This is a genomic window from Streptomyces sp. WAC03905 (assembly GCF_057371075.1).
Map to the genome: position 1 here is coordinate 68,689 of NZ_JBXYDZ010000004.1, position 20,877 is coordinate 89,565.

Consider the following 20,877-nt stretch of genomic DNA (forward strand, 5'->3'; position numbering starts at 1 on the left):
AACAGGCCCTAGTGACCTGCGTCGGAGATTCGGTTGTAGTAGGCGGCGACCTTGTCGAGGATCTCGTCGGCGGTCTTCGTCCAGACGAAGGGTCGTGGGTGGTCGTTCCAGTCGGTGAGCCAGGCCCGGATGTCCCGTTCGAGGGCCTGGACCGAGCGGTGGGCGCCGTGCTTGAGTTTCTTCTGCGTGAGCTCGGCGAACCACCGTTCGACCAGGTTCAGCCACGGCGAACTGGTGGGTGTGAAGTGCAGGTGGAACCGCGGATGCGCCAGCAGCCACCTCTTGATCTCCGGTGTCTTGTGTGTGGCGTAGTTGTCGAGGATCAGGTGGACCTGCAGGTCGGCGGGCACCTCCTTGTCGACCTTGGCCAGGAACTTCTTGAACTCCGCTGCCCGGTGGCGGCGGTGGAGGGATTCGATGACCTTGCCGGTCGCGACTTCGAGGGCCGCGAAGAGGGTGGTGGTGCCGGCTCGGATGTAGTCGTGACTGCGGCGTTCGGGAACGCCGGGCATCATCGGCAGGACCGGCTGGGACCGGTCGGGGGCCTGGATCTGCGACTTCTCGTCCACGCAGAGGACCAAGGCCTTCTCCGGCGGGTCGAGATAGAGGCCGACGACATCGCGGACCTTGTCGATGAACAGCGGATCCGTGGACAGCTTGCAGGTCTGGGACCGGTGGGGGGCCAGGGCGAAGGCCCGCCAGATCCTCGAAATCGCCGACTGCGACATCCCTGTCGCCGCGGCCATCGACCTGGTCGACCAGTGTGTGGCGTTCTTTGGTGTCTCTTCGAGAGTTTTGACGATCACACGCTCGATGTCCGCGTCGGTGATCTTCCGAGGGACGCCGGGTCGCGGCTGGTCATGCAGGCCTTCCACGCCTCTGTCGAGGAACCGGCGCCGCCAGGTGCGGACCGTCTCGGGAGCGATCCCAAGACGGCGCGACACCTCCGCAATCGAATGTCCCCCGGCAGACTCGAGCACGATCCGGGACCGTAACGCCAACACCTGGGCTGTTGAACGGCGACGCACCCACCCCTCGAGCACTGCCCGCTGGACATCGGTCACAGACAACGGCGCGACCTTGGGTCCAGGACGACTCACGCCCAACCAACGACGAATCTCCGACTCAGGTCACTAGAGGGTGTCCGGCGGATCATCTGATCGTTGGTTGATGTGTGTCGTTGACTGACGCGTAGTGGGCGCGGATCGAGTTGTTGCTGCCGGACCGGACGCCGAAGCGGGGTGGGCGGTGGCGTGATCACCGGCAGGTGATCGATGCGATCGCGTTCAAGTACCGCACCGGCACGCCGTGGATGGATTTGCCCGAGCGGTTCGGCTCGTGGAAGGGCGCCTACAGCAGGCTGCGGAGGTGGGCGATCGACGGTACGTGGGACCGCGTCTTCGCCGGGCTGCTCGCCCAGGCCGACGCCGACGGCGACCTGGAGTGGGTCGTTGCGGTCGATTCCACGATCGTCCGTGCCCATCAGCACGCCGCCGGGGCCCGTCAAAAGGGGGCCCCGGCCGGCGAGCCGCACGACCATGTCCTCGGACGGTCCCGCGGCGGACTGACCACGAAAATCCACCTCGCCGCCGACGGCCTCTGCCGCCCGCTGGCCTTCGTCGTCACACCCGGCCAGGCCGGCGACGCACCAGCGTTACGCTCGGCAGCCCGCCATAGCGGCCAGCCGTCGTCCACGACACAACGCGCCAGACGCAGTCGTCCGGTCTCGGTCAGCGGGGCATTACGGTGGACCACGAGGGCCTCCTGAACTCGGTGCAGATGTCGCAATCCACACCGAACCCGGAAGCCCTCACCCATTTCAAGAACCCAGCACGCGTGTCACCAACGTCCCGGGACAACACATCTAGGCGGTCGGCAGGGTCATTGACCTGCGCTCTCAATTGCGGCGCATTGGAATGACGTCCGGGTTCGCCACCGGGATGGTAGGTCGTGCGACCTCGGGGGTGGCCAGCAGCGCGACGATGGTGAGGGGCTTGTCGCAGTGCGGGCAGTCCCAGAACGCCGTGGGCGCGAGTGATGCCGGATCTGGCGACGCTGCCGTCATCGTTTTGCTTTCAGCATTACAACGTAGGCCTGCCTCTGCTTTGCAGCGGGGTGCAGTAGGTGTGCCGAACCCCCGCACTGGGGTTGACCTGAAATGACGTCCAGCAGATGGCGCAATCCCGGAATTCAACCAGCACGTCCGGTCACTCCTTTGCGGAGGTTTTCGAAGTGCGACTGGTGCGAGCGAAGCCGGTAGGACGGTCCATCGATACCGACCACGGCCGCGCGGTGCAGTAGCCGATCGAGCATCGCGGCGGCAACGGTCGTGTCGCCGAAAGTATATGCCCAATCTGCAATACCGACATCTGTCGTGAGGATCGTGCTCGACTTCAAATAGCTCTGGACGATCACCTGGAAGAGGGCCGAAGCCCCGTCGCCCGGCAGCGGGAGATAGCCGAGTTCGTCGCTCACGAGCAGGCGGGGGCTGGCGAAGAACCGCATGATGCTTGACCAGCGGCCTTGGAGCGCGGCCTTGTGGCACTTGGCGGTGAGTAAACGCGGTGGCCGGCATCGACGGCGGAGCGGGCGAGTGCGACGGCCAGCATCGTCTTGCCGACACCAGGCGGGCCGACCAACAGGATGTTGGAGGCGTCGTCGAGGAACCTCAAGGTGGCCAGGCCGCGGATGAGTTTCTCGTCGACGCCGGGCTGGGCGGCGAAGCCGATGTCGTTCAAGGTAGTCGCAGCTCCGTCGAGCTTGCGTTTACGCAGGTCCATTTTGCGCGGCCAGTTTGTCGGTGCCGTTCTGGCCTGCCTTGATGCTGATGCCGTCCGGGACGGTCCGCCACCAGAGCTAAGCCGCGGAGTGGTTGGTCTTCTTGACGACGGCCCTTGCGGTTGCCTCGTCGGGAAGGCTCTGCCTCCGCGAACACGGCCCGAATGCGCCAGGGCACCGACCCAGGAGATGCGCGTTGGCACCGACCCGCGAAACTGCAGTTCAAGCCTGCTTTGAAATACTTTCTCTCACCGAGAGCCCTATTAACCCATCATCCCCAATGTCCCTTAAATCTCCTCATTCGGCTCAGGTTTTTCTGTGCTGCGTGGCGTGTACTGGGAGTATCAGAAAAAGCATCCCGGCCCCACTGGACAGGCAGTGATTGCGATGACGACCACCATGATCTCCCCGGCCCGGCAGCCGCGCCCCGCGCCATATGCCGTGCCGACCGGTGAGCACATCTTCCGCCTGCCACTCGAATACGGCCCGCTCGCGCCGGCCACCGCCCGCCCGGTGCTGGAGACCTGGGGGCTTACCGAGAAACAGATTTACGACGCCCGGCTGGTCATCTCCGAACTGGTCACCAATGCCGTCACTCACGCCCTGCCGCCCGTCGCCCTCCACCTGCACGCCACCGCCGACCAACGCGGCCGCGTCCGGGTCCACGTCAGCGACGGCGGCCCCCAGATCGCCCCGGAGAACTGGGCGGCCCACCGCCCGGCCGATGAGCACGGCCGCAGCGACACGATCACCACCGCCCTGGCCGACCAGGCCGGAGCCGGCCTCGAGACCGACGGGCTCGTCGACCACTGGGCCGACCTCGACGCCGACTGCTGCATCCTGACCTGATGCCCAAAAGCCCCACCACCGGCACACTGGTCAAAAGGGGAGCAAACCGTTCGCCCCCCTCGGACCCGGAGGCGGCCGTGCGAGCCGACGAACTACTGCAAGCTCACAGCCTGCGGTACGACAATATGGTGCTGCTCTGCCTGACCGGAGAGCTCGACATGGCCACCGCGCCACTCATAGACCAGGCGGTCAGCACAGCACTGTCCGGCCACCCCCGCCATCTGTATCTGGACCTCACCGGCCTCGCCTTCTGCGACATGAACGGCCTGCACGTACTCGGGCGCCTCATTGGCACGGTCCACGCCGCCGGCACGGACCTCCACCTCACCGGTCTCCACCCCCATTTCCAGCGCACCCTCCACCTACTCAAAACTGTGTCTTCGTGGGGCGTAATGCCGTGAGATGATCTGTGTGTTCTCACCAGGAGCAAGGGGCGGTAGCTCAGTTGGTCAGAGCTGCGGACTTTTAATCCGTAGGTCGTGGGTTCGAGCCCCACCCGCCCCACAGAGTCTCTTTCACCCCGACCTCCCGGAGGCGAAGACAGAATAGATCACTACAGCCGATAGCGGCCTCAAGGATCAAGCAGCGCCGGGACGGAAGAGGCTTACCTGTGTGAGACCGGCAGACCCTACCATGAGTCCGGGGCGTATGGCGGTCCCGGGCTTGCTTTAGGTCAGGCGTCCCATTACCTAGCGGCTCGGCTGCCGTCATCCGGCACATCTGCCCTCAGCGACGACACTCCTCAGCGCACAGGATCATCATCGGATCTCCTGCATGGCCATACACGCCTGTGCGAACATATCACACGCCTTGGCGTAGATATCGGCGATGTCGGCGGCCATCGGGGAGCGGCGGGTCATCATGTCTGCGCGCATCTGGGTCATCTCCGAACAGTTCATGACCGCCCGCCCGCCCGCATCGACGGCGCACTGCGCATCTGCATGGAGGCGCTCATCGTCTTCCCGCACACACTGTGGCACGCCGTGCACGCCTCAGTGCACTCCTGCATCTCACGGCTCATCGCAGACACCGACCCCGCAGACTGGCTCACAGCAACAGCACTCCCATATGGGAATTCCACTTCTCTTCCGCTTACTATCCGCCACAGCAGAAATAGGTACCCCATATTTTCTGAGGACGTTGGCTTGGGCATAGACGGCACAAGCAGCGAGAGGGCTTGCCCGCCAGCCACAACGGCCTATATGCAGCATATGTACATACATACGCCTATCGGCGGCATTGCGCCTGGCGTGGATAGCTGCTGTCATCACTGCCAGCGGTAGCAGAGAAGGAAGAAGCCTGCCCGGAGTACCGGAGAAGGGAGCCGTAACTCTCGGGGGGATTAGTCACGGCTCCCCGACCCGGGGCAGCTGGCACGGCATATCAACCTGCCGACCCGTGCCCTTATATGTACCGCTACCGCGCGATCCGGGCGACCGGCACAGGGCCGAACAGGGGTTCAGCCTTCATCCGGCGCCGCTCATATGTCCTGACCTGCTGGACAGGTGGATGGCGTCGCAGGTGCTCAGGGGCTGGGGGGCCTTGGGATCAAAGAGGTGGGGGGTGTCGAGGCCGCGAACCACGCGGATCCGGCCGTGGGGCGCATGGGACCTATTCACTCATCTCCAATCTCGACGACCTTCCGGCCTCCGGGGACACTCAGCACGTCAACAGGGAAGTTCCGCCTTCACCCGAAAGGGATAAAGCCTGACTGGGCCCTCAGCCCACCCCCGGAGGCTGCTGCGCATCCGGGGCAGCTTCCCACCATCGGCGGTACGGGCACGGATGGCGTCTCGCTGCGTGGTGTAGGGGATCTTCGCCGTTGAGTGCGCGCGTACTGCTCCCCCGAGTGCGCCGTCTGTCGGTAAGTGCTACCTGCTCAACTGGCGGGGCACCGTGCAACTGTCCGGGACGAACGGGCAGTTCGATCCCAGGGGGTACACGGTGACCTTACTCAGCATGATCTACTTCGCGTGCTTGAGCCACTACATTCGGCCCATGGCCTTGAATTCGTCCGCAAGATCGCCGAAAGGCTGCTGCAGGAACTGATCGAGGCCAAGGCCACCTTGCAGATCGGCGCACAGTGCGGCGACATACCACCTCTCACACCACCTAGCGCAACGGCCGACGTGTGAAGACGCTGACCGCACAGACCAGTGACATCGAGCTCGCGATCCCGAAACTGCGGGTCAGGAGCTTGGTCCCCAGCCTGCTCGTGTGCCGCCGGCGCGACCAGGCTCTCTACGTGGTCATCATGGAGGCCGACGTCCATGGCGTCTCCACCCGCTCGGTCGACGGCCTCGTGAAAGTGCTCGGCTCGGGAACCGAGATATCCACGACGCACCGTCGTCTTGCATGACCTACCTGCTCGAAGTCGAACTCACCTACGACGTTCTCGAAGCGGGGTCATCCTGGCGGGACGGAGCCCGGTCGACGCCTCGGAGAGGTGCCGGGCGGTCATCACTATGCCGAGCACGATGCATACCTGGACGTACAACACTGAGCACCGCCACTGGTGTTTCATAAGCTTCGGTGCGGCCCGAACGCCCGTTTAGTGCCGGAAAAACGACCAGAAGTGCATACTGCGCTCGCGAGGATGGCTCCCGGAGGTGGGGTCGTGCCAACCTGACTGGCTTGTGGGACTATCTAAGGCCGCTTTAAAGAAGGGCCGACAATTCACGACGGTCAGTGACGCCCAGTTTCGTATACGCGTGCTGAAGGTGGTTATCCACTGTTCTAACCGAGAGGTTTAGAAGTTCCGCTATGCTCTTGCTCGAATTTCCCGCAGCGGCGAGATGTGCGATTTCACTTTCGCGACCTGTGAGGCGTGATGCCACCATCGGAGCCGTAAGGAGGGGCGTGCGAACTCCTGGGCACCGGGATATATATTTTGCCGAGAGGTTTGCTGCTGCGTTGGCTTTCCGGGTTAGCCCTAGGCGGTAGTAGATTGTCGCTGCGCGGCTAAAGGATTCGGCGGCCAACAAGTCCGCACCCAGGTCCGCAAACTCGTCGGCGCATAGCTGGAGTTCGACGGGGTCTGCGGCAATCAAGGCATGCGCAAAGTTACCCCGGGCTGAGGCAAGGGAACCCTGGAACTGTTGAGCAAGTTCGATTAGCCGATCGGCAGAATTTGAATCGGTTTCGATGCGAAGAGCTTCAGTCAAAAGCAGCATCTCAGAGTTCAGCCAGCCTGAACTGCGAGCTTGCGCCGCAGCGGCCCGTAAGACGGAGCAGGCTTCGGCAAGGTTCCCTTGTGCCGCCAGGATCCAAGCCTCGCCAAGTCGCTCCTCGCCGACCAGATAACCCGTTGGTGACAGCGCAGATGCTGATTTTACAGCCTGCTCTGCTGTGTCCAGATCTCCCAGCTGAGCTGCAGTGGCAGCCAAACCGCTTAGCGTCAGTTGATGGAGAATTACATGATTATAATCGGGGCCAATCTTCGCACCTTCGGCGTACCAAAGGCGCGCCTCTTTAAGGTGCCCGGTGAAGTATTCGCACCGAGCAAACGAGAACGGCATATACGCCATGGTAAAAGGATCGCGAGCATCAATGACCTGCGTGTAGACCCTCTCGGCAATCGCATTGGCCTCAGTCAGATGCCCGGCCTCAGCAAGTGCGAGCAGCATGGGATTGTAGTGCATGGAAGGATGCGGTATGAGTGGCTCGCTGGCTCGGTTAAGGTGCACAGAATACGCGTGTTTCGACCAATCGACAGCTTCATTCGAACGTCCGACTGCTATGAGCGCTAGAGGTCTGACGCCTGCCGCCCAAAGCCATGATGTGAAATCTTGTGCATCTGTTGGTGTATCCTCTAGGGCTGCAAGAATTTCCAAACCGGCGTAGGGTTCCCAAGAGATCGCGCGAATCCAGCCCTCTGAAATATTTAGTGAATGCCGGCTAGCGGGACTGGAAAAGTCGTATTTGGACTCTGCGAGAAGGCTAAGCGCCTCACCTCTCCTTTCCGAGTAGAATCTCTGTACGCAGCGAGTAACTAGCACTGAGAGCCTATCTGGCTCTGTTCTGGCCTCTCTATCTGCAGTCACGAGAATCCGGTCGGCTTCTTGACGCATCCCTTGAATCCAAAGCGCCTCCGCAAGCATGAGGCGAGTCATAGTAGTGTGATCCTCCTCCGACAGCGCCTGCAATAGCTTTACCACCAGGCCCATGTCATGGGCATGTCGAGCAAGGGTGGCTGCTTTGATTGCCAGTTTAGGTTCAGTAGTACCTAGCGCGGCTAGCTGCCAGGTTGCAAGATGTAGGGGATCTTCTCGTCGGCGAGCACCTGATTTACGTATTCGATTTATTTGATGGAGCAGAAAATCGCGCTTGCGCAAAGCCAAAATTTTCTCACTCACCGTTTCACCGTAGATGGGGTGCGCGAAAGCGACAAGGGTTCGCCGCTCGTTTACGCTGAAATTTATAATTCCGCTTTGTTTTAGGTGGTGAATAGTAGCTGGGCTGGCCACGGCTTCGGCATCGCGCATCGAAATTGGTTCGCATAGCGATATAAGCTGAAGAAGTTTTTGCGCCTCGGTCCCGGCGGAATCAAGGCGAGCTTGAATTAGTTCTGACAGCTTAGGGGTGGTGGGCACAGGTCCTGGGGCTAGGTCCCATATCTCTCCAGTGTATGTCAATAGTCCTTCTTCCAACGCGCCACGTACAAGTTCTTGTAGGTAGAGAGCGTTGCCTCCCGAAACGTTGAACATTTCATGCAAGGTTCGTCTGCCGATAGGTCCACCGAGGACTTCTTCAAGGGCAGTTGCGCATTCTTGGCGGCTGAAAGGCTGCAACTCGAATCTTCGCGAATCCTCGCCCGAAGTGAGGGCGGCTGCAGCGTCGATGAGATGATCAGATGAACGAATCGTCCCTATAATTTGGGTCGCGCCAGCCCCCAATAGGTGCTCGAGAAGTAGAGCTGAGGAGGTATCTAGATATTGGATGTCGTCCACCAGTAGGACCAGTCCGCGATCTGCATGCGCCGAACGAATTATCTGGGCGGCTGCCGCAAATCCCTTTATTGGATCTGCCATATCGACACCGGGTGGAATAAGATGTGCTACCGCTCCTAGCGGTACTCCAGAGGCTGATCGGGTCGCCGTAGCACGTGCGATTCTCAAACCAAGCTCGGCCGCTTGGCTCAGCGCAGCTTCAGCTAGTCGAGTTTTTCCGACTCCGGCAGGGCCGTATATGAACACAGAGCCCTTGCGGCTTTGCTCCCAGATGCGTTTTATCTCGGACAATTCCTTGGCGCGTCCGATCATGGGCCACCGGCTGGAAAGTGCGGTGTAGTTGCTCATCTCGGTTCCCTCGCATACACCCGAATTGTCGGTGATGTAGGAGATATAATCGTACTATGCTGGGAAGGGATGCGCATCGGATGGCCCTAGACACGATACTGGTGACTTTGGTGTGTTCTCGGGTCGTTGGGTGAGGTGTGGCAAGACCCGGCAGATGAAGGCGCAGGCAGGCGAGCGGTTGTCGGATCGGATTGCGCTCGGGGTGCTGACCCAGGCGTTTCCGCCGGAGTTGCTGGACGAGGTGATCGCGGAGTGTGGCCGGGCCGAACTGCGTTACCGGCTGCTGCCGGCCCGGGTGGTCGTCTATTTCGTGCTGGCGATGTGCCTGTTCTCCGGCCAGGGATATGTGAAGGTCGCACGGCTCCTCACCCATGGTCTGGGGCAGATGGGCCGGTGGAAGGGGATGTGGCGGGTGCCGACCACCGCAGCGATCGGTCGGGCCCGGTTGCGGCTGGGCCCGGAGCCGCTCAAGGCCATATTCACCAGGGTGTGCCGTCCGGTGGCGACCGAGGAGACGAGTGGATCGTGGTACCGGGGCTGGCGGCTGGTCGCGGTGGACGGCACCACCTTCGACCTGCCCGATACCGAGGCCAACGCCGCCTTCTTCGGGCGTCCTAGCATCAGCCGCGGGCAGGACAAGAGCGCGCATCCGCAGGCGAGGGCGGCCGTGCTGGCCGCGTGCGGCACCCACGCCATCTTCGACGCCGCCGGGCAGCTCCTTTTGGAGGTCCCCCCTTTTCACCGCGCCGGCGTCGTGCTGATGGGCCCGGCAGACCGCCGAGTCCACGTTGACCTCCCAGGTGATCAGGCCCTTCGCGTCCGCCTCGGCCCGGAGCCGAGTCAGGATCCGGACCAGGTGCCGACCCGCTGCCAGCAACGGAACAAGTCATAGACCCGATCCCGCGGGCCCATACCGCTCGGACACACCCCACCACCGACCACCAGTCCGGGACCACCACCCTACGCCGGTCTATCAATTGCCGCCGCGTTCACACCTGCGGCCGCCCCGGCTTGATGCCCCGCGGCAGCAACAGCTCAAGCCGGACCCACTGGCCACTCGTCAGGTCCACACGACCCACGACCCACGACCATGGCGAACAAAATCCACTTTCGCAACAGACCCTAACCTTGTTCTTTAGCCCCGATCCGGTCAGGTGAGCGTGTCCAGCCCGGCGAGGAGGTGGGTAACGCCGAGGCCGGTGTTGAGGTACTCCTCGAAGAGTCGGTTGTTCAGGGCCGAGGGGGATCGTTTCTGTCGGACGAGGTCGATGGTGCCGTCGAGTCGCGGCCGAGCTCGATGAGTGTCTGCGCGATGACAAGGCCGGAGCGGATGTAGCCGGCGTTGCAGCGGACCAGGACGGTCGCCCGTCCTAGACGGCTCGGGCGCGGTGTGGGCGAGCTGCTGGACGGTGCGGATCTGCGCGGCAACGAGGGGTCCGTCAGGAATCTCCGCGACCAGGTGGTCGATGTTCGCATCGGGTCCGTGACCGGGGCCGGTGTACAGGCCGATGACCAGGCCGAACTCCTTCCCAACAACCACTGGACGGCTTTCCCCCAGGGCGTCGGTCCACTGGTGACCGCCCATCCACAGACTTGGCACGACCTCGTTCCAGGGGGCATGTGGCTCTGGCACGCCGCGGCCCTTCTGACGTGTCTTCATTTGCCTTCCCCTCCGCCGAGACGGCGTAGTCTGTCCCCTCGGCCTGCCACACGGCTCGAACAGCCCGGCGAACTCGGTCCCCCACCTGGGGATCCTCCGGAGACGCGAGCGGCCTTCGTCCGATTCTGTGCTCCGACCAAGGATTACACCGAGCCGTGACGAAGGCCGTAAGGATGAGCGTGCCGCAACTTGATGCCCAACTGGAAGCGTTCGTGGAAGCGTCACGCTTCCGGAGCGACCTCTGTGGGTGTCTGACCGCGCACCGTGACGAACTGTTCGAGCTGACTAACGCGATGCTGTGCGCGGACGGGCCTGTGCGGACGCCGGTGAACTTGACGCTGCTGGCCGAGCACCGCCGCGGCCACGGCGCCCTGTTTGCGGCCCTTGAACCACGGCCACATCGATGTTGCCCGGCTGCGGCGGACTCTCGCCGCGGTGCCGCAGCCGAAGGTGGCCGACAACCGGCTCGTCCTGGCTGTGGATGTGAGCAACTGGCTGCGCTTGGACGCTGAGTGCAGCGCGGACAGACTGTTCTGTCATACCTTCGGCCGGGGCCGGGACCAGCACCTGATGATCCCGGGCTGGCCATACCCGTTCGTCGCTGCGCTGGAGAGCGGCCGCACGTCCTGGTGCCAGCTGCTGGACGTGGTGAGGCTCGGTCCGGCAGACGACGTCGCCAAGGTCACTGCGGTCCAGGTCCGCCGTGTCGTCGGGGAACTGATCGCCGGTGGACGGTGGCGCGAGGGTGATCTGGACATCCTGGTTGTATTCGACGCCGGCTACGACGCCCCGCGCATGGCATACCTGCTCGACGGGCTGCCCGTCGAGGTCCTGGGGCGGATGCGCTCGGACCGCGTCGTGCGCCGGGCAACGCCCACGCAGCTGGAGTACTCCCAGGCCTACCCCCGGGGCGGGGGGCCTCCCAAGCACGGCAAAGAGCTCCGCTTCGCCAAGCCCGAGACCTGGGGCGAGCCGGACACGGCGACCGTCCAGGTCACCGACCGCTACGGCACGGCCCGGGCGACGGCATGGGACCGCATCCACCCCCGACTCACCACCCGCTCCGCATGGATTGACCACGGAGACGAACTCCCCATCATCGAAAGGACCCTGATTCGTCTGCAGGTAGATCACCTACCCGGAGGCGGAGTCCCGCTGCCGTTGTGGCTGTGGTCCTCGGCCACCGGCATGGCCGGCGCCGACGTCGATCTGCGCCGGCAGGCGTTCCTGCGACGCTTCGACCTGGAGCACACGTTCCGCAAGCAGACCCTCGGCTGGACCCGGCCGAAGTTCCGCACCCCGGCAGCAGCAGACCGGTGGACGTGGCTGATCATCGTCGCGCACGCCCAGCTCCGGCTCGCCCGGCCGCTCGCCGAGGACGTCCGCCGCCCCTGGGAGCGGCCAATGGAGCCAAACAGGCTCACCCCGGCTCGGGTCCGTCGGGGGTTCAGAAACCGCCGCCCGGACTTGCCCTGTCCAGCCCGTGCGCCGAAACCGTCGCGCCCCGGCCCCGGCAGGCCGCTCGGCTCGAAGAACCAGCCGCCGGCCACTCGCTACGACGTGGGCAAAGCTGTCCGGCGCCCCGAGAGCATCATCGAACGCGACCGGGTCAGACCATAAAGCACAAGCTTAGACCGTGTCCTATTACTACGGCGGGCCCAGCCCCTCACGGTGGCGCCGGGCGTCGCCTACCACCGGCTGTCCGCCAGCGAGCACGCCTGGGTGTTCGACGAGCTGATCGTCCCCGGGTTCCTGAGCAACATCACGCCGCAGGACGACCCGGCCACCCTTTACGTGATGGGGGCGCAGGGATCCGGGAAGTCGCACACGGCGCGGGCCCTGCGCCGTGCGCTACGCGCCCGCCGGCCCTGCCCATTACCGCCGCCGACGGGCACATGGCGACTTCCGTGCGGCGGCTTTCCGGAACCTGTTCAACCGCATGCTCGGCCAGCACTTCCACTGCCTCCAGACCCGCACCATGTTCGAAGAACAGGTGGCGTTCCCGCACCTTCTCGCCACCGCCGCTTGACGAGCAGATGCCGTGAGAGGTCTGCAACCCCGGCAGCCCCTGGCAGCGCGGCTCGAACGAGACACCAACGGCCTGCTGCACCAGTATTTCCCCGTCCACCGATCTTTCCCGGCGTACCAGGCAGCGCCTGGACGAGGTGGCCGCGGAGCTGAACAACCGTCCGCGCAAGACGCTCGGCTGGGAAACCCCGGCCGAGCGTCTCTCCAAGTTGCTGGTACAAGCGTGAACCACGCGGGCTTGCTCCGAGCCATGGATTCCGGATCGGCGAACGGTCAGGATCCGTGGAGTGCTGAGTGGTTCGCTCTCAGGAACTCCGCTACCGAAGTGGGGTTGCGTCGTGCGACGAACCTAGTGATCTGGTTCGGAGATGCGTGAGCAGTGGCGGCAGATCTGGTTGAGGGTCTGGTCGGCGGTCTTGGTCCACTTGAAGGGCCGGCGTCGTCGTTCCAGACCTTGATCCAGCCTTCGAGTGCGGTTTTGAGGTCGTTGGGTGAGCAGAACACTCCGCGCTCCAGGCAGCGCTGTTCCAGCTTGGCGAACCACCGCTCGACCTGGTTGATCCACGACGAGTAGGTGGGGGTGAAGTGGAGCTGGAACCGGGGGTGCGCCAGAAGCCACCTGTGCACCACCGGCGCCTTGTGGGCGGAGAGACTGTCGCAGATCACGTGGACCGCCAGGCTCTTGTCGGTCTGGCGGTCGATCTCGTCGAGGAAGTCCCGGAAGTCCACTGCCCGGTGCTGCGCGGACAGTTTCGTGATCACTTTGCCCGTCGCGGTGTTCAGGGCGGCGAACAGGTCGACGGCGCCGTGCCGGACGTAGTCGAAACTGCGCCCCCGGGATCATGGGCAGCACCGGCGCGGTCCGCTGAAGGGCCTGGATCTGCGGTTTCTCGTCCACCGCGAAGACCACCGCGTTCGCCGGCGGAGCGAGATACAGGCCGACGACGTCGCGGATCTTCTCGATCAGGAACGGGTCCGGGGAGATCTTGAAGGTCTCGGTCCGCCACGGCTGGAGGCCGAAGGCATGCCAGATCCGCAGCACACTGGCTGGCGAGATGCCCACGGCCTTGGCCAGTTCCCGCTTGGACCAGTGCGTCCCGCCAGGAGAGGTTTCCTCCAGGGTGCGGACCACCACCTCTTCCACCTGGGCGTCGGTGATGGTCCGCGGGACCCCGGGCCGCGGTTCGTCCGCGAGTCCATCGAGCCGGTCTCGCAGGAACCGGGCCCGCCACTTCGCGACGGTGCCCCGGTCCACTCCCAGCCGGGCGGCCACCGCCAGGTTCGGCCCACCCACCGCGCACGCCAGCACGATCCTCGCCCGCAGAGCCAGACCCTGCGCGGTCGCCCGACGCCTGACCCAGTTGCTCAACACCTGCCACCCGGCCCCACTGAGGACCAGCGCCTCCAGCCTGCTGCCACCCACAACCCACAGCACACCGAAGCCAGCCAGCGCCCGTCAGCCAAACCCGCGAATTGGTACGCAAAGCAACTCACGTGCTGCCGAATCAACTCACAACCAAATCACCAGGGAAGTAACCGGCCCGCCGCGGAAGACGGCCAGGGATGCTGCGGGCCTACAGCAATGGGGCCGGCACGCAGCGCGATTATTTGGATGAGTGTACAATCGACCATGGGCCAAGTCTCCTCTTCCCAAAGAAGCTGCCTGGTGCGAACGTCTTCCTTTATATCTGTTTTTCGCTCTCTGATTCGGCCTGGGCCAGCGACGACGGCAATGATGTCCCAGGGGATGCGGTCGTTAACTGCCGGCATTTCAGGGCTGAGAGCCTGGGTAAACTTCAGTTCGTACCATGCATGCTCGAGCGCTCTCAAGACGTGAAGGTCGTAGTTACCTCCGACAGGAAGTCCGTTCCACGAGAAAGCAAAATCACATCCACCGAATTCCCATCCAGATCGGTTAAAAATTCCTTCAAGTAGTACCGCATTGCCCTCCGAATTCGCTACCGTGAGGTCTGTTGCGACGCGCGGCTCGACTGATGAGAGAATCTTTTGCCATGTAGATTTCGCTTCCTGTTCAAGCACATTCCAGGACTCCTGCTGTTCTTCTAGAATGGCGGAATATTCTGCCTTGAAGCGGTCATCGAGTGCGCGAGCCCTCCTCCTCACCGCGTCAAGATGAAGCGTGTCGCGCAAATCTCTCTCAACAGCAGCCGTGAATTTTTCGGGGCGAAGCCGGTCTTCAAGTCTTATTGGAGTGGGAAGCTTTTCAAGGTTTTCCAAAATTTGATGATATATGTTTGCTATTTTATTTGTGGCATCTTTATGGGCACTGTTAAGATCGCAAAGAATTCTTGCAACCTCTGGGTCGTCCGCGGTCTCATGGACAATCTCCTGCATTTCAGGATCCTGAACCAAAATCCGTGGATCTGTTGCCGCTCGATAGGTGCGTATAAGCTCAAGGTGCGGTGTTAGGTAGGGATAGTCCGATGTGTAAGAGAAGGTCTCATCCTGCCAGCCAGCGATACGGTTTCTTGCTTCAATTAGCAGAGATAAAATCTTAGCTCTGCGGACGGATGCCCCCCATGCCGCGGATTCTTGAGATATTCTTTGATCTATTGCTGAGAGCCGAGCTTCAATCGAAGCCAGATCTGGATCGCATTGAACCGCATCTACGTCTTCTGTATACGTTCGGAGCAGGCCGATTACCCGAAGTCGGAGATTCTGCAAATCTCTCATGACACGGTAGGCTCCATACTCGTCTAGACTCTCTAAAAAAGGATTGGCTTCCGCACGCGCTTCCAGGTCTTTAAGAACCGGTAGGGCCCCCTCAAGCGCGCAAGTCTTGATTGCCGCTGCGCGGTTCGTCCTCGCGGTAACAAGACGTGCCATGAAGTTATCCAGCGTTTCCGGAGGCAGACTAGCCTGCACGTCGCCATCAGTAAGCCGTTGGGAAACTCTGGTCAGAGCCTCTCTCGTATAACGCGGAGAAAACCCGTCTCCGATCTCTTCCCCTGTACGAAGATGCCGGTTGAGTTCACTCTCCACAGTTCTCCTGCGTTCAGTCGCGACCGTTCGTTTGAGGTCTGTGCGGACTGTGCGGATATGCTCTACAAGCTGCCTTCGATGTGCCGGGGAAATGGCAATGAGGAGATCGGTCGCTTCCTTTAGTGTCTGCTCTACACTCATACGCTCATATTCACCGAAATTGGGGCGCTCCAACGTACTTACGGCATAAGCAATCAGATTTTTCGCCGCGTTGAGCCCGGCCTGATCGTTCCGAGAGATCTCACCTGATGCGATGCTGGAATGTTCAGTCAGGGGAGAATTCGAGGGAGCCGCATAATCGACACTCAAGCATGTCCGAATCTCGGAAATTCTAGCGGTAAGCTGTACTTTATGTATGGGAGAAACGCCGGTTAGTAAAGTCTCCGTACTGCGGAGAGTCTCTTCGATTGCGTCAAGCGGATAGTCTTGCTCAAGCTGTAGTTCAACTCTCCGCAGATGCAGACCAGCTGCCCGGACGATCCTCTGCACCTCTTCATCAGACAGGACGGAAGTCTCCATGGCGGGCTCCGGTTCCTCAATGCCACCGGAATCAGAATTGCAGGGATTGCAATCCAACCGCATACGAAGCGCAGAAATTTTCTTTTCGGATTCTTCACTGTGAGTTACAGGCACCTGAGAGAAGAGCATCTCGGCTTCTTGTAGGGTGTTCTCAATGTGTTCATGAGCATAAGCTGATTCGAATTCTGAATGCGCCCTCGCAACTATTCCCTTCGCCCGTCTCACGATTCGCTCCACTTCCTCGGCGGCGCGATTTTTCTCAATTTCGTATCGTAGGGAAGCGATTTCCCTAAGTAACTCCTCGGGGCACTTTTGAGGATCATCAGAGAATGAGATCTCGACCTCATCTAAGGCCGAGGATGCGTCGTCAAAGCGGCGCGTTTCTATGCTGGACCGAGCATTGCCTATATGCATTCTAATGATATTAATTTGCATCTCAGTATCCTCTATTGATTTCGAGAAACGAGCTGAGCGCATCTGCCTCCGAGAATTTTTGAAGAGTGGACGGCAGAGGCACTGTTGCACCCTTAAAGCCTAGTGGGCAATTTTATCATCCCTCACGGACGCCGAAGATGAGCACCAATATGATCCAGCAGGAACCGGCAGCGGTCAGGATTTGTAGCAGGGTACCCCAATTTTCATGTTGTTCCCGCTGTGGCTCGGCAGACCAGCGGATAAGTACGTAATCCGCAGACGCGCTTAGCCCCTGTCGCTTGGCATCCGCGATGGCTGCACGAGCGGCGCGTTCGTGTTGTGAATCCGGCTTGCGTAGCCGAACACCTCCACGCAGAGGCTGGTTCCAGCCAGATGGCGGAGTACTGCCTTTTCCTACTGCCCAAATCCGCACTGGATCAGCCGATGTCCAGCCCTGCGGCACAACGGGAGCGACAATGGCTGCTGTGAAATGTTCTCCCCGCTGCCGTGAATAACTGACAGACAGATGCTGTTGCGAAAAGTCGGGAAGTAATTCCCCATCGGTGAAGCGGTAACCGCACAGCCACCACGCCGTAGACGCGTGAGCTACGGGACCCGTGGTGATCGCGCCGAACAGCGGAGAGTCGATGGCCCCCAGGCCAACGAACGGCGGCAGCACCATCACCACTAGACCAACTATCGACGTCCATTTTTTTCTTCCCAGCCTTACACCTATCATTATAAGAAAAAGTGCCGCTGCTGTGATCAATAGTCCCACTATGATCACGCCTGCGCCGAAGAAGAGTGAGACCTGTACAAGCGCCGTTAGGACCGTAGTGGCTCCCAACCCGCCGACCGCCCAGGTCAGTCGTGATCGGAAACTCTGTAAAACGCGTCCACGGTGATGCATCTGCCTCACCCACCCTTCCATTAGAACGTGGCGTTCGATGTTTTCCATCATAAATGCGATGCCGGATTTGAGGATTCGGACCTGATCACGCTGCGAAGTGGTGCTGGAAGCCAAATTCTATGCGGGCAGCAGGAACCTTAGATGTCGTGCATGTGCACGCGAGAGAATGTTGCGCGTTTTCCGTAGGCGAAGGCCGACGTGAGAATAGAGGCGGGCGGCGGTCGGGCGATTCCGCAATCGACATCGCATTAGCAGAACCTCGGCGGCATGACTCCGAATCTGAATGTCACAAATACCAATGGAAAAGGTGTGTCGATCAGAGATTCCAAGGGTTGGCGATGCCCCTCGCGCACTCCGATGATCGAACGATCAAAAATCGTGCCGACTTGGCCGGCTTCGCTTTCCGATGGCGTAGAACCGAACCCCTTCCCTTTTGAACTGCGGCCCGGTTTGGCCGGCCTGTGTACACGCGCTAAGGTCGCACTTTCTTAAATAGGTCCCGACACGGCGATGCTGAAGGTCTGAGATCCGCCGTCGCTGATGCGAACCTTTACATATGCGCCTCAACTGCTGCGTCGTGCAGGTGGAGGACAAGGACGGCGAGCGGTAGGGCTGTGGTGGTGATGTGGCAGACCTACAGGCCGTATGCCTGCCCCTCGCACGGATCCCAGGCCATAAGACCGCCTCAGGGGCCCGTCGGGCTGTGGCCGAGAATAGTGGCCGGGGCGCCAGGGGCAAGTACGGACGGCGCGGACCCACGGAAAGGGATACCCACTGCGGGGTGGCGCGTGAGGGCGCTAGGGTTGTCATCAGGATCACTACCTGTCCGGTCGGGCCGGTGCCGTACGTCTGCTGCTCTCATCACACGCACGTTAGGCACCCAAATCTTGAGCAGGAAATACCTAACAACGGGAAGGAGATCGTTGCGAGCACGTCAGGTGGCGCCCATCTGTCCGATACCGCGAGCACCATACTGAAAGCACGGTTGCACCCCCCAAGGTCGGGCAAATACAGCATGTCGGGCGAGTTGAGCAACGACGAGAATCCGCTTCAATCGCTATCGATCTGATCGTTCCACTGGTGCGCGCAGAACACGGTGACTCGACAGTCTTATCCTCGAGTAGCTAGTTTTCTGCGTTGGAAATTTTGTTCTTATAGTTGGTGAGATGGTCGAGGATGTCGTCTGCTGTCTCGGCCCAGGCGTAGGGTTTGGGGTCGGTGTTCCAGGCGGTGATCCAGTTGCGGATGTGCTGCTCGAGGGTTTGGACGGTTTTCTGGTTGCCTCGCTGTGTCTGCTTGTTGGTCAGCTCGGTGAGGCATCGCTCGCAGGAGTCCCCGCACCCCGAGGAGTCACCAGCCATGGCGGCATCCAGGACCACAGACAGCACCCCGGCCACGACAACAGCGAGCAAAAGCACACGTTCCGCCCCGGCCAGGACCCGGTCCTTCGCGAACCGGCCCCCACAGCACCGAACCGGAACACGAACACCGCGAAGAAGACCTCCGCGACGGGGATCAACACGACGAAGCCTTCTGAACCACAGCGCCACCCACGCACTCAGAGCTCGGCCGAGTCCATCGTCCCCGGCCGGGGCTCTGTCACCTGCACCGGCCACAGAACTCCTCACCGGACGACGTGCTTCGAGACACCTCATGCTCACCCGAGCAGTTGCACCGCTTTCCCGCATGAAACACGGGCACGGGACGGCGGCGGCGTATCCGTCACTGTAGCGCGCGGGAGTAATTGTCGATAATCGTGAGTGTGTCCCTTTTTCTGGACCAATACCGAAGTAAGTATGAAATCCGATCCCGGCGGGCTCTGCTGATGCGTGGCGATGGAGGAGTTTTTGTGCACGGGAGGTGCGTGGGCCCGCACCGAAACGGTGCAGGCCCACGCGAGGCAGAAGGAGGAGGGAGTCGAACCCTCACGCCTGCCCTCCGGAAGGCGCCTCGTCGGCGCGTCTGCCAGTTCCGCCACACCTCCGGCCTCGTTCCGAGACTATAGAACATGCTGGCTTCGAGAGAGTCTTCGGGGCCTGGTGTCTCTCAGGCTGCGGTGAACTCGGAGGGTTCAATGAGGTGGCCGTTTTCGAAGCGGGCGCCCTGGCGGACGAGGGCGATTCGGTGACCGCGATCCAGCGGACCTGAGCGGATTCGACGAGTTTGAAGACCATGGCGAGGGCGGCGATGGGGCTGGAGGCGCCGCTGGTGACCTGGGTCCGAAGCTTGACCGTGGAGAACGTCGACTCGATGGGGTTCGTGGTCCGCAGGTAGATCCAGTGCTCGGCAGGGAAATTGTAGAACGCCAGCAGCTCGTCGACCTTGCCGGTGATCTTCGCGGTGGCTTTGGGCATGTTAGCCCCGTATGCCCTCTCGAATGTGGCGATCGCCTTCTTGGTATGGGCGCGGTCCTCGGTATTTTGGATCTCTTGGAGTGCCTTCTTCGCCTCGGGCTGCGCGGACTTCGGCAGCGCGTTCATGACATCGCGGGTCTTAGGAACCCAGCACCGCTAATGCCTTGCCTGCAGAAACACCTCTGCCAGGGCCCGCCACAAACCCATCGCACCGTCGCCGAAGACGAGCGCCAGGTCGCGCATCCCGCACCGGCTGCAATCCCGCAGCACATCCGCCCAGGACTCGGTCGACTCCCGTAAGCCCTCGGCGATCGCGATCAGCTCCTTGCTGCCGTCCACGCGCACGCCCATAAGGATTAGCAGGCAGGAGGGTGTCTGGGACAGGCGGATTTTGGGGCGGATGCCGTCGTCCCACACTCAGACGTAGTTGGATCCGGCCAGGTCAAGGCGCTGGAACGCCTCGTGATCAGCGGCCTACTGCCTCGTCGGCCGGGTCGCCGTCGCCGACGACAGACCGGCCGCGCTGCCCAGCAAATGCTCGAGCGCGGGCACGAAGTCGTCGGAGGACAGGCCCTGGAGGTAGAGCGGCGGCAGGACCCCACTGACTTTCGGGTACTTGCGGCACCGCGGCGCCAGGATCTTCGAAGAGAATCGCTGACGCTCACTGGTCATCTCGTCGACCTTGCTTGTCGTTCACGCGCGGGGCTGTCACTTCAACAGGCCCGGCGGCTGGTCGTCACCGTCCTTGGACGGTGACGACCATTGCGGACCACCAGGCGGCGGCCCGCCTCGTCACGCTGGCCGGCGAGTTCGGCTATGTACTGCTCCACCTCCGCCTCCAGGGCCGCGGCGAACATCTGACTCGCCCCTTCCTGAACGGTCTCGTCGGTCAAAGAGGCACCGGTCCCGGTGGTGCCGTCTTCGGTGACTACACTGAGCATCGGTGTGTCTTCCCAGCCCGTGCGCCAACGCGGGCCTACTCGGTGACCATGAGTCGATCACCCGGGAAGGTACGCCCTCCGCATCCCACGAGGCGCCCGCCTCCGGGCCGATCCACAGGTTCCG

Annotated in this window: 13 protein-coding genes, 2 tRNA genes and 7 pseudogenes; 8 read left to right on the top strand and 14 right to left on the bottom strand. The window is 61.9% G+C overall.

Features of this window, described 5'->3' with window-relative positions; all coding sequences use genetic code 11:
- Window positions 1–8: 8 nt before the first annotated feature.
- Window positions 9–1,100, bottom strand: coding sequence for an IS630 family transposase (locus tag AC2RP6_RS37505; RefSeq protein ID WP_486444440.1), 1,092 nt, complete (start codon window positions 1,098–1,100; stop codon window positions 9–11).
- A gap of 104 nt (window positions 1,101–1,204) precedes the next feature.
- Here AC2RP6_RS37505 and AC2RP6_RS37510 point away from each other — a divergent pair.
- A pseudogene (locus tag AC2RP6_RS37510) lies at window positions 1,205–1,621 on the top strand (IS5 family transposase); the annotation flags it as partial.
- Window positions 1,622–1,656: 35 nt separating this feature from the next.
- Here AC2RP6_RS37510 and AC2RP6_RS37515 read toward each other — a convergent pair.
- From AC2RP6_RS37515 to AC2RP6_RS37530, 4 genes and pseudogenes are all read right to left on the bottom strand, one after another.
- Window positions 1,657–1,755, bottom strand: a pseudogene (locus AC2RP6_RS37515) (IS481 family transposase); the annotation flags it as partial.
- A gap of 142 nt (window positions 1,756–1,897) precedes the next feature.
- The gene (locus AC2RP6_RS37520) at window positions 1,898–2,065 is read right to left on the bottom strand and encodes a hypothetical protein (RefSeq protein WP_486450653.1); all 168 of its coding nucleotides are present in this window, start codon (window positions 2,063–2,065) and stop codon (window positions 1,898–1,900) included.
- Window positions 2,066–2,190: 125 nt separating this feature from the next.
- Window positions 2,191–2,505, bottom strand: a complete 315-nt coding sequence (locus tag AC2RP6_RS37525) for an ATP-binding protein (RefSeq protein WP_486450654.1) — start codon at window positions 2,503–2,505, stop codon at window positions 2,191–2,193.
- On the bottom strand, window positions 2,472–2,738 hold the full coding sequence (locus AC2RP6_RS37530; protein WP_486450655.1) for an ATP-binding protein: 267 nt from the start codon (window positions 2,736–2,738) through the stop codon (window positions 2,472–2,474). The genes AC2RP6_RS37525 and AC2RP6_RS37530 overlap by 34 nt, the downstream gene beginning before the upstream one ends.
- Window positions 2,739–3,165: 427 nt before the next feature.
- Between AC2RP6_RS37530 and AC2RP6_RS37535 the strand changes: the two genes are divergently transcribed.
- The 3 genes from AC2RP6_RS37535 to AC2RP6_RS37545 all read left to right on the top strand — a co-directional run bounded on the left by AC2RP6_RS37535 (window position 3,166) and on the right by AC2RP6_RS37545 (window position 4,131).
- Complete coding sequence (locus AC2RP6_RS37535; RefSeq protein ID WP_486450656.1) at window positions 3,166–3,627, top strand: ATP-binding protein; 462 nt, start codon at window positions 3,166–3,168, stop codon at window positions 3,625–3,627.
- On the top strand, window positions 3,627–4,028 hold the full coding sequence (locus AC2RP6_RS37540) for an STAS domain-containing protein (protein ID WP_486450657.1): 402 nt from the start codon (window positions 3,627–3,629) through the stop codon (window positions 4,026–4,028). The genes AC2RP6_RS37535 and AC2RP6_RS37540 overlap by 1 nt, the downstream gene beginning before the upstream one ends.
- A 29-nt stretch (window positions 4,029–4,057) precedes the next feature.
- Window positions 4,058–4,131, top strand: a tRNA-Lys gene (locus AC2RP6_RS37545).
- Window positions 4,132–4,385: 254 nt separating this feature from the next.
- Here AC2RP6_RS37545 and AC2RP6_RS37550 read toward each other — a convergent pair.
- On the bottom strand, window positions 4,386–4,511 hold the full coding sequence (locus tag AC2RP6_RS37550) for a hypothetical protein (protein ID WP_486450658.1): 126 nt from the start codon (window positions 4,509–4,511) through the stop codon (window positions 4,386–4,388).
- 1,089 nt (window positions 4,512–5,600) lie between these two features.
- Here AC2RP6_RS37550 and AC2RP6_RS37555 point away from each other — a divergent pair.
- Window positions 5,601–5,962: pseudogene (locus tag AC2RP6_RS37555) on the top strand (transposase); the annotation flags it as partial.
- Window positions 5,963–6,284: 322 nt separating this feature from the next.
- Here the strand turns inward: AC2RP6_RS37555 and AC2RP6_RS37560 are convergent.
- The gene (locus tag AC2RP6_RS37560; RefSeq protein WP_486450659.1) at window positions 6,285–8,924 is read right to left on the bottom strand and encodes a LuxR C-terminal-related transcriptional regulator; all 2,640 of its coding nucleotides are present in this window, start codon (window positions 8,922–8,924) and stop codon (window positions 6,285–6,287) included.
- 154 nt (window positions 8,925–9,078) lie between these two features.
- Here AC2RP6_RS37560 and AC2RP6_RS37565 point away from each other — a divergent pair, with 154 nt between their 5' ends.
- Entirely contained in the window at window positions 9,079–9,816 is a 738-nt protein-coding gene (locus AC2RP6_RS37565; RefSeq protein WP_486450660.1) for a transposase domain-containing protein, read from the top strand.
- Between the two features lie 258 nt (window positions 9,817–10,074).
- On the opposite strand, the gene AC2RP6_RS37570 is transcribed toward AC2RP6_RS37565, so the two are convergent.
- Window positions 10,075–10,584: a protein phosphatase gene (locus tag AC2RP6_RS37570; RefSeq protein WP_486450661.1), complete on the bottom strand. Its 510-nt coding sequence runs from the start codon at window positions 10,582–10,584 to the stop codon at window positions 10,075–10,077.
- 173 nt (window positions 10,585–10,757) lie between these two features.
- Here AC2RP6_RS37570 and AC2RP6_RS37575 point away from each other — a divergent pair.
- A pseudogene (locus AC2RP6_RS37575) lies at window positions 10,758–12,204 on the top strand (NF041680 family putative transposase).
- Window positions 12,205–12,635: 431 nt separating this feature from the next.
- A pseudogene (locus AC2RP6_RS37580) lies at window positions 12,636–12,839 on the top strand (transposase); the annotation flags it as partial.
- 46 nt (window positions 12,840–12,885) lie between these two features.
- Here the strand turns inward: AC2RP6_RS37580 and AC2RP6_RS37585 are convergent.
- The 6 genes and pseudogenes from AC2RP6_RS37585 to AC2RP6_RS37610 all read right to left on the bottom strand — a co-directional run bounded on the left by AC2RP6_RS37585 (window position 12,886) and on the right by AC2RP6_RS37610 (window position 20,753).
- Window positions 12,886–14,047 (bottom strand): annotated as a pseudogene (locus AC2RP6_RS37585) (IS630 family transposase).
- A gap of 86 nt (window positions 14,048–14,133) precedes the next feature.
- Complete coding sequence (locus tag AC2RP6_RS37590; protein ID WP_486450662.1) at window positions 14,134–16,548, bottom strand: hypothetical protein; 2,415 nt, start codon at window positions 16,546–16,548, stop codon at window positions 14,134–14,136.
- A 136-nt stretch (window positions 16,549–16,684) separates the two neighbouring features.
- Window positions 16,685–17,572: a hypothetical protein gene (locus AC2RP6_RS37595; protein ID WP_486450663.1), complete on the bottom strand. Its 888-nt coding sequence runs from the start codon at window positions 17,570–17,572 to the stop codon at window positions 16,685–16,687.
- 1,010 nt (window positions 17,573–18,582) lie between these two features.
- Complete coding sequence (locus AC2RP6_RS37600; protein ID WP_486450664.1) at window positions 18,583–18,855, bottom strand: hypothetical protein; 273 nt, start codon at window positions 18,853–18,855, stop codon at window positions 18,583–18,585.
- Window positions 18,856–19,360: 505 nt separating this feature from the next.
- Window positions 19,361–19,442: transfer RNA gene (locus AC2RP6_RS37605), tRNA-Arg, on the bottom strand.
- Window positions 19,443–19,504: 62 nt separating this feature from the next.
- Window positions 19,505–20,753: pseudogene (locus tag AC2RP6_RS37610) on the bottom strand (IS256 family transposase).
- Window positions 20,754–20,877 lie beyond the last annotated feature (124 nt).